Here is a 15,338-nt window from a genome sequence, read left to right as displayed (position 1 = left end):
GTAAGAGGGAGATGATAGCATGGACTATATTCTAAAGTATCTGGCCTCACAAGATCCGCAGGTTGCGGAAGCAATCGAATTGGAACAGAACAGACAGGAATATAAAATTGAGCTGATTGCTTCTGAAAATTTTGTCAGCCGGGCTGTGCTCGCTGCTCAGGGGTCGGTTTTGACCAATAAATATGCCGAAGGCTATCCGGGAAAACGCTATTATGGTGGTTGTGAGTATGTCGACATTGTTGAAGAGCTCGCCATCGAACGGATCAAAAAGCTTTTTGATGCGGAATATGCCAATGTGCAGCCCCATTCAGGTGCTCAAGCGAATACGGCGGTCTATTTCGCTATGCTGAAACCCGGGGATACTGTGCTGGGGATGAATCTGGCACATGGCGGACATCTTACCCATGGCAGCCCAGTTAATTTAAGCGGAAATTATTTTAACTTTGTACCGTACGGCGTAGATAAAGAAACAGAGCGCATCGATTACGATGAGCTTTACAAAGCAGCGCAAACGAATCGACCTAAAATGATCGTAGCCGGAGCCAGTGCGTATCCCCGAAAGATTGATTTTAAACGTATTCGAGAGATCGCCGATGACGTTGGCGCCTTTGTGATGGTCGATATGGCACATATCGCCGGCCTCGTTGCGGTTGGGCTTCACCCGAGCCCGATTCCCTATGCGCATTTCGTGACCAGTACCACCCATAAAACGTTGCGTGGCCCAAGGGGCGGACTTATCCTCTGCAAAGCAGAGTTTGGATCAAAAATCGACAAAGCGGTATTTCCTGGTATTCAAGGCGGCCCATTGATGCATGTTATCGCCGCCAAGGCCGTTGCTTTTGGTGAGGCACTTCAACCGGAATTTGCAGTTTATCAGCAGCAGATCATCAATAATGCCCAAGCGTTAGCTACGGCATTTAAGCAGAGAGACTTTCGTCTGGTTTCCGGCGGAACAGACAATCATCTCATGCTGATTGATGTTCGCAGCAAGGGACTGACTGGCAAGGAAGCAGAAAAGATCCTGGATAATGTTGGGATCACCGTGAATAAAAATGCCATCCCCTACGATCCACAAAGCCCGAATGTGACCAGCGGTATCCGTATCGGGACACCGGCGGCCACGACCCGGGGAATGCGGGAGAAAGAAATGGAACTGATTGCCGAGGCGATCGACCTGGCGCTCACTGCGCAGGCCGATACTCAGAAAATCACGCAGGCAGAGACAATCGTTAAAGAGCTGTGCAACAACTTCCCTCTATATAAAGCTGAAGGTGGAAACGTTGAGGTATAAATGACAGTTTGACTGTGGTTGAATTGCTTGTTGATCTGCTCGATGGAAAAGATGAAAGAATAGCTTATAAGAAATATGATGATAGGGGAATAGGCATGGGAAAAGTATTTGTTTCGAACCATCCGTTGATAGCGCACAAACTAACCTCGATCCGTAATAAGGATACGTCAACGAAAGATTTTCGCGCATTAGTACACGAAGTGGCGATGTTGATGACCTACGAAGTTACACAAGATTTGCCCCTTGCTGATACAGAGGTTCAAACGCCGCTGACACTGACCAAAGGGAAACAGCTTGCCGGCAAGGAGGTTGTCCTTGTGCCAATTTTGCGAGCTGGACTGGGATTGCTTGAAGGGATATTAAAGATGATCCCGGATGCTAAAGTAGGCCATATCGGTTTGTACCGGGATGAAAAAACTTTCAAGCCGGTGGAGTATTATTACAAACTTCCTACAGACGCCGCCGAAAGACAAGTTATTTTGGTTGACCCGATGTTGGCAACCGGAGGATCTGCCTCAGCGGCTATTTCCTTTATTAAGCAGAGAGGCGTTAAACGGATTAGTCTTATGTGCCTTATCGCAGCTCCCGAAGGAATCAAGGTCGTACAGGACGCGCATCCGGATGTGGATATCTACGCTGCCGCTCTGGATGAGTGTTTAAACGAGTGTGCTTATATTGTTCCGGGACTTGGCGATGCCGGCGACCGGTTGTTCGGAACAGAAGATTAGATTGCATGATGGAGTGACATATTTTTTTCCCAGAGAAATCTGAAACCTTATATAGATTATGCCTTAAGGCGGGAGCGGGGAGAACAGTTATGAATAATGAGAGCAGACCGGCATGGGACGAGTATTTTCTTGACATTGCCCAGCTGGTAGCCAAACGGTCAACCTGTTTAAGACGCAATTACGGGGCAGTCATTGTGAAAGACAACATCATTGTCAGTACCGGGTATAACGGCGCGGCAAGAGGGGAACCAAATTGTATCGATACAGGGGAGTGCGTAAGAGAGCGTTTCAATGTACCCAAGGGAGAACGGTATGAACTCTGTGTTGCTGTCCATGCTGAGCAGAATGCTATTATCGCCGGTGATCCGGTGAAAATGCAGGGGGCCACGATTTACATATCCGGCTATGGTCATGATGGGGAGAGAGCATCGGCTGAACCGTGCCTGCTTTGTCGCAGAATGATAAAAAACGCCATGATCCGACGTGTCGTTTTTCAGGACGAGAACGGGAAAAAGAAAAATATCCGATTTGAAGCAAGTGAATAAAACCAAAATCATAACTGATTCCCTTGAAAGATATATCGAAGCCGTAGTATCTCGTTTGTCGTTCAAATAGCGATAGGGCCCTGCCGCCGCCACTTAGCGGCGGTTTTTTTGACATATAGTACAGTATTCTTTAATTTTCTTTACACCTCAAATCAGGTCTGCGTGCCACAGTTCCGGCGACAAGCGGAGCACGGATTGCGTAGCGCGGCTCTTTGCGCCAAGGATGGCGCAAGAGCCGAAAGCGGAATGTGGCATGCAGACCAGCCCAGATTATTACATCTTTCTGTCATGGTATTTAGAGAACGTTGTATTAGTTAGTGCTGCGCTTGTGTGTAATGGTATACATTCAGCTTTCAGCCTAAAATCCTTTACGGACGTGCTAAAATATCAATGTATAAATATGTATATATATGTATATATTTGCGGAAACTCTCGGAGACGGGTATAATATATCAGGTTGAAGATTTTTCAAAACCGATTTTTGTGGGTAAACTATGGTCTATGGGGGAAATAGTGTGGGAGTACAAACAAAATTCAAGGTCATGACGGTATTCGGGACTCGGCCGGAGGCAATCAAGATGGCGCCCGTCGTCAAAGCCCTGGAAAAGGAAGAAGCCATCAATTCCTGTGTCGTCTTAACTGCCCAGCACCGGGAAATGCTTGACCAGGTCGTGCAGCTTTTTCAAATCACACCGGACTATGATCTCGATTTGATGAAACATGGCCAAACGTTGGCGAGTTTAACGACGGGTGTTCTTGCAGGGATGGATGACATACTCGGCAAAGAGAAGCCGGATCTGATCCTCGTTCAAGGGGATACAACAACGACGTTTACCTCGGCGTTGGCCGCTTTTTATCATAAAATCCCAATCGGACATATCGAAGCGGGCTTAAGAACAGGTCAAAAGTATTCCCCCTGGCCGGAAGAAATCAACCGTAAGCTGACGACGGGATTAGCTGATCTCCATTTTGCACCGACAGCTGTATCGCGGGACAATCTTTTGCGTGAAGGGATTAGCCCCGATCAAATATTCGTCACGGGTAACACAGTCATTGACGCTTTACTGGCGACGGTCAGACCGGATTATCACTTTGCGGATAAGGATCTGACCAGAATACTTGATGATAACAAGGAAAAGCGATTGATTCTGATGACGACGCACCGTCGTGAAAACTGGGGAGAGCCCATGCGGCAGATTTATCAAGCGCTGGATACTGTTCTGCAGGAATTTCCGGATATCGATGTTGTTTTTCCGGTGCATAAAAACCCCACGGTACGGGCAGTTGTCAATGAAATCTTGGGAGGGAATGAACGCGTACATCTGATTGAACCGTTGGATTACGAGCCGTTTGTTAACCTGATGGCCAGAGCATATCTCATCCTCTCAGACTCCGGAGGTATCCAAGAAGAGGCACCATCACTGGGCAAGCCAGTCCTGGTCGTACGCGATACGACGGAGCGTCCTGAAGCTGTAGACGCAGGGACTGTTATGCTAGTAGGAACACAATATGAACATGTGCTGAACAGTCTGCGCCGTTTATTGTCAGATCAAGAAGAATACGATAGAATGTCGAAGGCAGCCAATCCTTACGGAGATGGAACAGCCAGCCAAAGAATAGCAGGTATCATTTTAAAGTACTTAAATAAACGGTTATGAGATTACGTCAAAATGCATAAGAATGTCGCTTTTTTTTACTAAAATGAGAATATACAACAATTGAGTGATGAAGCAAAAGCTGGGAAATACAGCACTTTTCCTGATTCAGCAACTGGCATGATATATGCATTGAATATCCCTGTTAGAATTGAGGCATATCAATGGCTGACAAGAATCTAGGTAAATGGGTCAAATTGATATCCGTTGGTTCATCATTTACCGTTACTTTAGCCGGGCTGGCTATCGGCGGGTATTTTCTTGGTAGATTTCTGGACTTGAAGCTCGGGATCTTTCCGGTCTTCACAATTTTGCTAATGCTTGCCGGTGTGATTTTGGGGGTTATTTATTTGGTGTGGTCCATTATGAAGCTAGAGAAATCAAAAGATGAGTAAAAGAGTATTTACTATCCTTGCCGGCTATGTATCGTCTGCGACCCTGCTCGTAGTCTACTTTACGGATAAATATCAGATTTTGGGAATCCTGATTGGTTTCTTAACGGGGCTGATCAATATCCAATGGTTATTCAGAGACTCACGTAAAGTGATTGACAAAGACATCAATGGCGCTCTGAGAACCTATTATCTTAGTCTATTTTCCAGGCTGGGTATGATCACCATGGTAGTGGCAATAATCTTCAGGTTTAAGCCGGAATGGCTGCCATACTTTGCCGGGGGGATTGCAGCCGGTATACTTATACCGCTGTCTATAGCTTTGATACAACAACGCATACATGGGAGGGGGTGAGCAATGAATGCATGAAACAGTTCTTTGGCATGTCGGAAATTTTACATTGCATGGTAAAACACTTGTAATGACCTGGATGGCGATAGCACTCCTCTTGATATTTGTGTTTTTCGGAATTCGTAATCTAACAAGTGGTAAGCCGGGGAAGATCCAAAACGTACTGGAATTTATTGTAGACTTTGTAAAGTCGCTGATTTCGGATAACATGGATTATAAAAAAGGTGTCGTGATTCTTCCATATCTATTGACACTTATTCTATTTGTTTTCTTTTCCAATATGCTTGGTCTTATTCCGAATATCGCCGCTCCGATATTCAAAAATGTTGAGTTTGCACAATTAAATCACATTCTGGGCGGGGCAACCTTGATGTCTCCGACTGCCGATATTAATACAACTATGGGATTGGCATTGTTAACTATCATCCTTGTTGTATACTTTGGGATCAAGTATAAAGGTGCCCATTATTTCCATCACTTTGTGGAGCCATTTCCCTTTATGTTACCAATTCATGTTGTCGATTTCTTATCCAAACCGCTGACGCTGGCTTTCCGTCTATTCGGAAACATATTTGCCGGAGAAGTCCTAATATCAGTTATTCTGATGCTGCCTGGATTTATGGTACTTGGAGGAATCGTGCCGATGCCGATTTGGCTTGGTTTCAGCATGTTTATTGGGGCTGTTCAGTCTTTTGTTATTACAGTTTTAACAATCGCTTATATAGCCCAGGCAGTCAATGTTGACCATTGATGATGGCTAGTTGTTCAGTGAACAGGCAGCTCACTGAAAACGGATTAAGGTTAATCATTAAAATTTATTTATAATTTAAGGAGGATCTTTGTTATGGATATTTCTGCTGCTGCAATGATAGGTACCGGTATCGCAGCCGGTTTAGCTGCACTTGGTGCATCAATTGGTAATGGTAATGTTATCTCCAGTGCGATCAATGGAACTTCACGTCAACCGGAACTTCAAGGGAAATTACAGTTAATGATGTTTATCGGTGTTGGCTTGATTGAAGCTCTTCCTCTCTTGACATGGGTTATCGCTATTTTGATGTTCTTCACAAAATAGGACGTAACTTTTTGTCTTTAACTTTATGCATAGCATAAGAGAGGAGGGGAGGACCGATTGAATCCCTTTGGAACCGGTATGGTATTAACTGTTGCATCTGCTGCTACGGAAGGCGGTAATATTAATCCGCTGCATTTTGATTTAACATTACTTGTCCAGGTTGTATCATTTTTAATCTTAGTCTGGATTCTCGCTAAATTTGCCTGGAAGCCCCTGATGGCTATGATGGAGAAACGCCGTCAGACAATCGAGGACAACCTGGCACATGCTGAGAACGAAAGAAAAGAAGCTGAGAGGATCCGGCTGGAATACCAGGAAGATATGCGTAAAGCCCGCCAGGAGGCTCAGTTGATCATTGAAAAGGCCACAAAGAGCAGTGAGGAACGTGCTGCTGAAATACTTGCTCAAGCGCGACTTGAAAATGAGAAGCTCAGACAGGCTGCCCTTGCTGATATTGAACGCGAGCGTCAAAAGGCAATTGCCGACGTCAAAGCGCAGGTTATTGATATGTCCGTTGCTGTTGCTGAGAAAATCATTCAACGGAACTTGGACATCACGGGTCAGGAAGCACTCATTGAACAATTTATTCAAGAGGTAGGGGATCGGCCATGTTAAACGGCGCTCTGGCACACCGATATGCACAGGCACTCTTCGAATTAGCCCTTGAGATGTCTGTCCTGGATCAGATCGAAAAAGAATTGCTTGAGTTGGCTGAAACCGTTAATCAGAATAATGACCTGAAGATATTGCTGAACCATCCGGATATTGAAGCAGAAACAAAAAAGCAGGTTCTGGCAAGTATATTTGGAAATACTGTTTCAGATATGACCAGACATTTTGTCTATCTGTTGATCGATCGCAGGAGGCAAAATCTCCTTAGTATAGTTCAGCGTGAATTTACTCGTCTTGCCAATGAAGCACGCAACATTATTGAAGCTAAAGTCATCAGTGCCACCGCACTGTCACCGGCACAAGAAGAAAAACTCAAAGAAACCATTGCCAAAACAACTGGCAAGAATGTTCGTTTACTTTCCGAAGTAAATCCGACATTGATCGGTGGAGCCAAACTTCAAGTAGGGGATCGTGTTATGGATGGCTCTATTACGACCGCATTGTCTAAAATAAGAGAAGAATTGAAAAAAACATCGTCAAAACCTCAGCAGGAAGTAGGGGTGAACTAAAAGAATGAATTTACGTCCCGAAGAAATTAGTTCTATCATCAAACAACAGATTGCACGTTATGAAACCACTCTTGAAGTCGTTGATGTCGGTACTGTTATCCAGGTCGGTGATGGTATTGCACGTGTCTATGGCTTGGAGAAAGCGATGTCCGGAGAGCTTCTCGAGTTCCCCGGCGGGATATATGGGATGGCCATGAACCTGGAGGAAGATAATATCGGTTGCGTTATCCTCGGGCCTTACGCGAATATTAAGGAAGGCGACGAAGTGAAACGTACCGGCAGGATCGTCGAAGTTCCGGTGGGTGAAAGCTTGATTGGACGTGTAGTCAATGTTCTTGGACAACCTGTCGACGGCAAAGGGAATATCGAAGCGGCCGGTTATCGTCCGATCGAATCCAACGCACCTGGTGTTGTAGACAGAAAATCCGTTCATGAACCGCTGCAAACCGGTTTGAAATCCATCGATTCCATGGTTCCCATCGGTCGCGGACAACGTGAGCTGATCATTGGTGACCGCCAGACAGGAAAAACTGCCTTGGCCGTTGACACCATCATTAACCAAAAAGGGCAAAATTGTATTTGTATTTATGTTGCTATCGGCCAAAAACAATCGACCGTAGCCAGTGTCGTTAAGAAGCTGGAAGAGCATGGTGCAATGGATTATTCCATTGTCGTTATGGCTACGGCTTCCGACCCGGCTCCGATGCTCTATATCGCACCGTACTCCGGCTGCGCTATGGGTGAGTATTTCCGCGATAACGGCAAGCACGTTCTGGTTGTCTACGACGACCTGTCCAAACAGGCAGTAGCCTATCGTGAATTGTCACTGTTGCTGAAACGCCCCCCCGGCCGTGAAGCTTACCCCGGCGACGTTTTCTATTTGCATTCCCGTTTACTCGAGCGTGCAGCCAAGCTTTCACCGGAAAAAGGAAGCGGATCACTGACCGCGCTGCCCATTATTGAGACCCAAGCCGGTGACGTTTCGGCATATATTCCGACGAATGTTATTTCCATCACGGACGGCCAGATCTTCCTGGAAGCCGACTTATTCTATTCCGGTTTCCGTCCTGCCATCAACGTCGGTATTTCGGTATCGCGTGTTGGCGGATCTGCTCAGATCAAAGCTATGAAACAAGTTGCAGGCCAGCTCCGGCTTGACCTTGCCTCTTATCGGGAATTAGCGGCGTTTGCCCAGTTCGGATCCGATCTGGACAAAGCAACTCAGGCTCGCTTAAACCGAGGCCAGAAAACAATGGAAATCTTAAAGCAGGGACAATATCAGCCGATGGCGGTTGAAGATCAAGTTATCATTATCTTCGCGGCTACTAAAGGCTATATTGATGATGTTCCCCTGGAAAAAATGGCTGAATTCGAACAAGAACTTCTCCGCTTCATGCGTACGACGCCGATTCCCGAAAAAATTCGTACGGAGAAAGCTCTTTCCAATGAACTCACGAAAGAAATCGGTGACGCCATTAATGAGTTCAAACAAGGCTTTTTAGTCTAGAAAGAGTAGGTGAATGAAGTGGCAGGAGTACGCGATATTCGCAGACGAATCCGCAGCGTAGCCAATATGCAGCAGATCACCAAAGCGATGAAAATGGTAGCTGCGGCTAAATTACGGAAGTCTCAGGAAAAAGTCATCGCTTCCCGCCCCTATGCGAAACAGCTGCAAAGCGTTCTGTCCCGTCTCGTTCAGAACCAAGCGGACGCAAAACATCCGCTTCTGGAAAAACGTCCGGTGAAGAAAATCGGATACATTCTGGTAACTTCGGACCGTGGTCTTTGCGGTGGCTTTAATGCTAACTTAAATCGTACGACCAAAGGATTGCTTGAAGAACAGACGGACGTTCCAGTCGGTTTGGTAGCAGTAGGCAGGAAGGGCTATGATTTTTTCACAAGACGTCATGCGGAAATAATTTCTCAGTTCATTGGTTTGGGTGATAGTCCGAATTATAGTCAAGCCAAAGATATAGCCAAGGACGTGATCGGATTATATACCAACGGTGAATTGGATGAGGTTTATCTCATTTATTCCAAATTCATATCGGTTCTGACTCAGGAACCTACCGTTACGAAATTACTGCCCATCGAGCCATCCGCTGAAAAGGCAAACGGCAGTTATCTCTTCGAGCCTGAACCCCAGCAAATGTTGGAACGGCTACTCCCCAGCTATATCGAAAGTCAGATCTTCACTGCTCTCCTGGAAAGCAAGGCAAGTGAAATGGGGGCAAAAATGACCGCGATGGATTCTGCGACGGAGAATGCGAAAGAAATGATCAGCAAACTCACGTTAGCCATGAACAGAGCGCGTCAGGCAGCGATTACTAAGGAAATCACAGAAATCGTAGGGGGAGCTGCGGCTCTGGAGTAGTTGCTTTTCGTACCTTATCAAAGGAGGTTTAAAGCTAGTGTCGAAAACAGGTAAAGTAATTCAAATCATGGGTCCGGTTGTTGACATCGAATTTGATCCCGATGCGCTGCCGGAAATCTATAGTGCGATTGTGATTAAGAACGAAGAAAAGAACATGACGCTGACGCTGGAAGTTGCCCAACATCTTGGCAACGATACCGTGCGTTGTATCGCGATGTCATCCACAGACGGACTGACCAGAGGGGTCGAAGCCATTAATACCGGAGCACCGATCTCCGTCAGCGTGGGTACGGAGACATTGGGCAGAATGTTCAATGTTCTGGGGGATCCAATCGACAATCAGCCGCAAGTTCAAACCGAACTGAAATTCCCGATCCATCGTCAGGCCCCGCCGTTTGTCGAGCAGGAAACCACCGATACCATGCTGGAAACAGGGATTAAGGTTATTGACTTGCTGGCACCTTATGCCAAAGGCGGTAAAATTGGATTATTCGGCGGAGCCGGTGTCGGCAAGACCGTTTTAATCCAGGAACTCATCAACAACATCGCTACTCAGCACGGCGGTATTTCCGTATTTGCCGGCGTTGGCGAGCGCACACGTGAAGGAAACGATCTCTATAATGAGATGAAGGATTCCGGTGTTATTAACAAGATGACGATGGTGTTCGGTCAGATGAACGAACCCCCCGGAGCCCGTTTAAGAGTAGGACTGACCGGTCTTACCCAGGCAGAATTTTTCCGTGATGAACAGGGACAGGACGTGCTCCTCTTCATCGATAACATTTTCCGTTTTACCCAGGCCGGATCGGAAGTATCCGCACTTCTCGGACGGATGCCGTCGGCGGTAGGTTATCAACCAACCTTGGCTACGGAAATGGGTAATCTGCAGGAACGGATCACATCCACCAAGAAAGGTTCTATTACCTCCGTTCAGGCGATTTATGTGCCGGCGGACGACTTGACGGACCCCGCACCGGCTACCGCGTTTGCCCACTTAGACGCAAAGACGGTTCTTAATCGGTCTATTTCGGAAATGGGGATCTATCCGGCTGTGGATCCGCTGGATTCCAGCTCTCAGATCCTTACACCTGAAATTGTTGGGGAAGAGCATTATACTGTTGCCCGTGAAGTCCAGAAGATTCTTGCACGCTATAAGGAACTATTGGATATTATCGCCATTCTAGGCATGGATGAGTTGGGTGAAGATGACAAGATTATTGTAAACCGGGCCCGCCGCATCCAGATTTTCCTTTCCCAACCGTTCAGTGTGGCCGAAGCCTTTACCGGCATGAAAGGAAAGTATGTCCCGATTAAGGAAACGATCCGGAGCTTTAAGGAAATTTGCGAAGGTAAGTACGATACGTTGCCTGAAGAAGCATTCCGTTATGTCGGAACCATAGAAGAGGCGGTCGAAAAAGCGAAACAAATGGGAGCTGTATAATATGGCTGGAACATTTAACCTTGTTGTCGTTGCACCTGCCGGCGAAGTTCTTAATACGGAAGCAGAATTCGTCCTGGCGCCTGGAGCAGAGGGGGAACTGGGTATCTTAGCCAATCACGCTCCGCTCATTGCGAATCTGGTGATCGGCGTTGTCCGCTATACCCAAGACGGCAAAGTGGAAAAAATAGCAATCAGCGGCGGTTTCATGGAAGTTGCCCAAAATAAGGTAACGATTCTGGCTGATACCGCTGAACGTGCGGAGTCTATTGATGTTGACAGGGCAGAAGCTGCCAAAGAACGTGCCGAAAAACGCCTCAGAGAAAAACAGAGCGAGACGGACATGATCCGAGCAGAAGTTGCTTTGAAAAGATCTCTCGCACGGCTTAGAGCAACGGATAAGTTGTAAGAATTCGATAATAGACAAATTGAATCCAAAGGTAAGCACAAAGAGGGCAAAACGATCTAAATCGTAAGCCCTCTTTTATAATGACATTTTAAGTTCGTGGGTTATAGTTAAGCATGTATTTTTCGAGTCGTATCATTGTCATTATAATTACTTTAAGAATTTATCAATGGCATCATTCAGTTTTTCGATCACCTGGGTATCGTCTTCTTCATACGCATGAATCAGGCAATGATTGATATGGTCACTTAATATCACTTTTCCTGTGCTGTTGATCGCTGATCTGACAGCAGACAGCTGGATTAGTATTTCACTGCAGTCGACCTCATCATCAACCATGCGTTTAATGCCTTCCAGGTGCCCGATCATACGGGACAATCTATTAATGACATTTTTTTTATTCGGATGGGAGTGAGCATGCGTGTGTTCCAGTACCTTGCTCGTTTCCACTCTTTCTGCCTCCTTTAACAGTCATCAAACCTCTAATAGTCATTTAAACTCAAATAATTTCAAGAGTGCACATCGGGATCGCATTTGATAACACTATCTATCTTATCATAAAAAAAGTAATGGGCATAGTTCAGAAGAACAGCAGCCTTCATTTAGTAAAACGGAAAATAATTACTTTTGCGAAACGATGTTTTGTCAAATGCCAGATTGGTCAAACTATCAATAAACGGATTTCTAATATTTATTTTTTTCAACATCTGGAGTATACTGTTATGGATATAAGAAGCCATTCCATTCGTCACTATCGCGTTATACCTGCTATGATGATTATGATTGTATTGATGCTTTTGCAGCCGACTTTTCTTTTAACTGCGGGTGGTATAGCGATTCAGCATGATCAGCAAGAGGAAAGCTTAATACCGCTGCTATTGGATTCTGGGCAGACATTTTGCCAGGAGGCCCAGCTAAAATACATTGTCTGGTCCGAGGAATTAGACCGGCAGATAGCGATTGAAAAAATACTAAAATCCAGCGGGCTGACATGGCACAAAGAGATACTGTGCGATTATTCAGGGAATACGGCACTCAAGTACAGTACGCAGCGTACTGTAACCAGGGAAGCAGAAAAAGAATATTACAAGCGATACAACACGTTATGCGATATGCTTAATAACAGCAAAACCAAAGTCTATCTCGAAGAACGGATCGAGGAAGTTATCAATATACAGGAGTTTTATGCCCACTACGATATTAAAATGATTGATATGAACGTGATGCCTGTGCTGTCTTCATATGCCGGCTACTCTGAACGAATCCCCTATAACCTCCAAGTAGGTGAGTCGCGTATAGCAATCCAGGGGATCACGAAGAGTGCCTGCGATCAAGCCAAAACAATCATTGCTCTGCCAGCACTTTTTGAAGAGATTTAAAAAAAGGAGTATTTTGTCAGTGACGAGGAAATGCTGCAAGTTTCCGCCTGAAAGAAGGAAAAAGGCGCAGGAGAAAAGAACTATATACCAACTATGCTAACCATCGATACCTACAATAGAATACAGCAGAGATATCGACTGTAAAGTAAGTATAATGTCAGGAGTGACACACATTTGAGTAAATTTGTCATAACAGGCGGGAAAGAATTAGAAGGGAAAATAGATATCAGTGGAGCCAAAAACGCTGTTTTGCCGATAATTGCAGCTAGCCTGCTGACTTTAGATAAAGTTGTCCTGGAAGATGCACCAGACCTGCTGGATGTTCAGGTCATGGGTCAGGTCATAGAATCTCTTGGAGGCAAAGTAAAAAGGAAAAATAAGAAATTGTATCTTGAAATCAAGGATGTGGAAAATATTGAGGCTCCCTATGATTTGATCAATAAAATGAGAGCTTCAATTTGTATTATGGGGCCGTTGCTTGCCCGTGTCGGCCGAGTCCGCATCTCACATCCTGGTGGCTGCGCGATTGGTTCCAGACCAATAAACTGGCATATTAAGGGATTGGAACAATTAGGGGCCCAAGTCCGAATGGATCACGGTTTTTTAGATATTACCGCGTCCAGACTATACGGAGCCAGGATCTATCTCGATTTTCCGAGTGTCGGTGCCACAGAAAACATCATGATGGCGGCAGCAGCTGCTGAAGGGACTACTGTCCTCGAGAATGCAGCTCAGGAGCCGGAAATCGTTGACTTGGCTAATTTCATTAACGAAATGGGCGGTAAAATACGTGGGGCTGGAACAAATATCATCTATATCGAAGGGGTCAAAGAGTTTCATGGTACTTCTCATACGATCATACCCGACCGAATTGAAGCCGGCACCTATATCTTGATGGCAGCTGCCTGCGGGGGGGAAGTCCTGATTCGTAATGTTATCCCAGTTCATTTGGCATCACTGCTGGCCAAACTGGATGAAGCCGGTGTGGTCTACCGTGAGGATGGCGATGGTATACGCGTTATTGGCAAAGGCAATTACCACGCGGTTGATATCAAAACACAAGTTCATCCTGGTTTTTCCACGGATCTACAGGCACCTATGCTGGCGATGCTGACTCGGGCACAGGGAACATCCATGGTAACGGAAACCGTATTTGAGAATCGTTTCATGCATGTTGATGAACTCAAAAGGATGGGAGCCGATATCCGGATAGAAGGAAGAAGCGCCATCGTTCATGGCGTAGAAGAGCTACACCCCGCGACGGTTAATGCCAGTGATTTACGGGCAGGCGCAGGGCTTGTCCTGGCGGCGCTTACGGCTAATGGAACATCTGAAGTAAGAGAAATCCATCATATTGAAAGAGGTTACGAGAATCTCGACGCAAAACTGCGAGGAATCGGGGCTGACATTTTCAGAGAAGATTAAATACGGAATACATCGTTGGTTGTAATTAACAATTGAATAGATTGGCAGGCATATCTTCGCCTTCGGTGCATACATTGTTATAAGCTTGTACCGCATAAGGGGGCTGAAATATGGGTCAAAGCACAAATAAAATAACGGCTGTAATCATGGCCGTTATCTTCTTTTTGGGGATCGTACCCGTCGCTGTCCGTTATTTTTTTGATCCCGATGAGATTAAAAACGGAACGACAGTCCGAGTCAAATTATCCGACGGCCATGTCAAGGAAATGGCGATTGAAAGCTATTTGGTAGGGGTCGTTGCGGCGGAAATGCCGGCATCGTTTGAGCGGGAAGCATTGAAAGCGCAGGCTGTCGCAGCGCGTACTTACGTTGTTAAAAAGATGCAAAGCACAGCTGAAAGCAGCTATGACGTCGATACCACGGTCAAGACCCAAGCCTGGATTTCTAATGAACAAATGATTAAGAATTGGGGTATAATCAACTATGTCTATAATCGGAATAAGATACTAAAAGCAGTTAAAACGACCCAGGGGCTGGTTCTTAGTTACGATGGTGAGATCATCGATGCGTTTTTCCATAGCAGCAGCGGACGGAAAAACACAGAGAAATCGGGTGATGTCTGGAGTTCGGATCGCGACTATCTAAGGAATGTCTCCTCGGGCGAGATTAGACCGCTTCGTTTCATTCAGCATCAAAAATTTACAAGCAGCGAATTTTATCGGCTCTTGGGTTTCAGCAGCACGACCGGAGGTATCAGCGATGATGATATTTCAGTTCTTAACAGGACAGCAGCAGGGAGGGTCAAAACCTTAGTCGTTCGTAACAAAATATTTAAAGGGACCGACATTCGGACAAAACTGCAACTGACGTCGACAGATTTCGAATGGAAGACGAATGGAACACAAATTGAATTTATTGCATACGGTAAAGGGCACGGCATCGGTATGTCTCAATATGGTGCTAATGATCTTGCTCAAAATGGTGATACCTATACAGAAATACTCGGTCACTATTATGTCGGGGCCAAGCTTAAAAAGCTGTACTGATGATTATATACATTGACAGTGATTGTCAACCATTACCTTGCAGCATAAATT

The 15,338-nt window shown here is 45.6% G+C and carries 18 protein-coding genes; 17 read left to right on the top strand and 1 reads right to left on the bottom strand.

The genetic code is table 11. From position 1 onward, the window contains the following. Window positions 1-19: 19 nt before the first annotated feature. The 14 genes from glyA (at window position 20) to LPY66_RS20445 (ending at window position 11,440) form a co-directional block, all read left to right on the top strand. Window positions 20-1,291 carry a serine hydroxymethyltransferase gene (gene glyA, locus LPY66_RS20510; RefSeq protein WP_337986089.1) on the top strand — a complete coding sequence of 424 codons (1,272 nt, stop codon included), beginning with the start codon at window positions 20-22 and terminating at the stop codon, window positions 1,289-1,291. A 95-nt stretch (window positions 1,292-1,386) separates the two neighbouring features. Next, on the top strand, window positions 1,387-2,019 hold the full coding sequence (gene upp, locus LPY66_RS20505; RefSeq protein WP_337988153.1) for a uracil phosphoribosyltransferase: 633 nt from the start codon (window positions 1,387-1,389) through the stop codon (window positions 2,017-2,019). Window positions 2,020-2,108: 89 nt separating this feature from the next. Next, window positions 2,109-2,564 (top strand): deoxycytidylate deaminase, encoded by a 456-nt coding sequence (locus tag LPY66_RS20500; protein ID WP_337986088.1) that lies wholly within the window; start codon window positions 2,109-2,111, stop codon window positions 2,562-2,564. Between the two features lie 542 nt (window positions 2,565-3,106). Further along, window positions 3,107-4,222, top strand: coding sequence for a non-hydrolyzing UDP-N-acetylglucosamine 2-epimerase (wecB, locus tag LPY66_RS20495; protein WP_337988152.1), 1,116 nt, complete (start codon window positions 3,107-3,109; stop codon window positions 4,220-4,222). 161 nt (window positions 4,223-4,383) lie between these two features. Next, a complete protein-coding gene (locus LPY66_RS20490) occupies window positions 4,384-4,614 on the top strand; it encodes an AtpZ/AtpI family protein (RefSeq protein WP_337986087.1) in 231 nt (76 codons plus the stop codon). Continuing rightward, window positions 4,607-4,966, top strand: coding sequence for an ATP synthase subunit I (locus LPY66_RS20485; protein ID WP_337986086.1), 360 nt, complete (start codon window positions 4,607-4,609; stop codon window positions 4,964-4,966). Before LPY66_RS20490 ends, LPY66_RS20485 begins: the two co-directional genes overlap by 8 nt. A 7-nt stretch (window positions 4,967-4,973) precedes the next feature. Then, window positions 4,974-5,714, top strand: a complete 741-nt coding sequence (atpB, locus tag LPY66_RS20480; RefSeq protein ID WP_337986085.1) for a F0F1 ATP synthase subunit A — start codon at window positions 4,974-4,976, stop codon at window positions 5,712-5,714. Window positions 5,715-5,807: 93 nt separating this feature from the next. Beyond that, window positions 5,808-6,038, top strand: coding sequence for a F0F1 ATP synthase subunit C (gene atpE, locus LPY66_RS20475; protein ID WP_337986084.1), 231 nt, complete (start codon window positions 5,808-5,810; stop codon window positions 6,036-6,038). A 120-nt stretch (window positions 6,039-6,158) separates the two neighbouring features. Continuing rightward, entirely contained in the window at window positions 6,159-6,653 is a 495-nt protein-coding gene (gene atpF, locus LPY66_RS20470; protein ID WP_337988151.1) for a F0F1 ATP synthase subunit B, read from the top strand. Next, a complete protein-coding gene (locus tag LPY66_RS20465; protein ID WP_337986083.1) occupies window positions 6,647-7,219 on the top strand; it encodes a F0F1 ATP synthase subunit delta in 573 nt (190 codons plus the stop codon). Before atpF ends, LPY66_RS20465 begins: the two co-directional genes overlap by 7 nt. A gap of 4 nt (window positions 7,220-7,223) precedes the next feature. Further along, window positions 7,224-8,726, top strand: a complete 1,503-nt coding sequence (gene atpA / locus LPY66_RS20460; RefSeq protein WP_337986082.1) for a F0F1 ATP synthase subunit alpha — start codon at window positions 7,224-7,226, stop codon at window positions 8,724-8,726. Between the two features lie 18 nt (window positions 8,727-8,744). Further along, window positions 8,745-9,593, top strand: coding sequence for an ATP synthase F1 subunit gamma (gene atpG / locus LPY66_RS20455; protein WP_337986081.1), 849 nt, complete (start codon window positions 8,745-8,747; stop codon window positions 9,591-9,593). A gap of 37 nt (window positions 9,594-9,630) precedes the next feature. After that, a complete protein-coding gene (atpD, locus tag LPY66_RS20450; RefSeq protein ID WP_337986080.1) occupies window positions 9,631-11,034 on the top strand; it encodes a F0F1 ATP synthase subunit beta in 1,404 nt (467 codons plus the stop codon). A 1-nt stretch (window position 11,035) separates the two neighbouring features. Continuing rightward, window positions 11,036-11,440 carry a F0F1 ATP synthase subunit epsilon gene (locus LPY66_RS20445; RefSeq protein ID WP_337986079.1) on the top strand — a complete coding sequence of 135 codons (405 nt, stop codon included), beginning with the start codon at window positions 11,036-11,038 and terminating at the stop codon, window positions 11,438-11,440. 147 nt (window positions 11,441-11,587) lie between these two features. Here the strand turns inward: LPY66_RS20445 and LPY66_RS20440 are convergent, their stop codons facing one another. Next, window positions 11,588-11,887, bottom strand: coding sequence for a metal-sensing transcriptional repressor (locus LPY66_RS20440; RefSeq protein WP_337986078.1), 300 nt, complete (start codon window positions 11,885-11,887; stop codon window positions 11,588-11,590). 272 nt (window positions 11,888-12,159) lie between these two features. Between LPY66_RS20440 and LPY66_RS20435 the strand changes: the two genes are divergently transcribed. The 3 genes from LPY66_RS20435 (at window position 12,160) to spoIID (ending at window position 15,287) form a co-directional block, all read left to right on the top strand. Beyond that, on the top strand, window positions 12,160-12,816 hold the full coding sequence (locus LPY66_RS20435; protein ID WP_337986077.1) for a hypothetical protein: 657 nt from the start codon (window positions 12,160-12,162) through the stop codon (window positions 12,814-12,816). Between the two features lie 174 nt (window positions 12,817-12,990). After that, the gene (gene murA / locus LPY66_RS20430; RefSeq protein WP_337986076.1) at window positions 12,991-14,241 is read left to right on the top strand and encodes a UDP-N-acetylglucosamine 1-carboxyvinyltransferase; all 1,251 of its coding nucleotides are present in this window, start codon (window positions 12,991-12,993) and stop codon (window positions 14,239-14,241) included. Between the two features lie 110 nt (window positions 14,242-14,351). Further along, on the top strand, window positions 14,352-15,287 hold the full coding sequence (gene spoIID, locus LPY66_RS20425; RefSeq protein ID WP_337986075.1) for a stage II sporulation protein D: 936 nt from the start codon (window positions 14,352-14,354) through the stop codon (window positions 15,285-15,287). The last annotated feature ends 51 nt before the right edge of the window (window positions 15,288-15,338 follow it).

It is taken from the genome of Dehalobacter sp. DCM (assembly GCF_024972775.1).
Classification (GTDB): domain Bacteria; phylum Bacillota; class Desulfitobacteriia; order Desulfitobacteriales; family Syntrophobotulaceae; genus Dehalobacter.
This window is presented reverse-complemented; position numbering and strand designations above follow the sequence as displayed.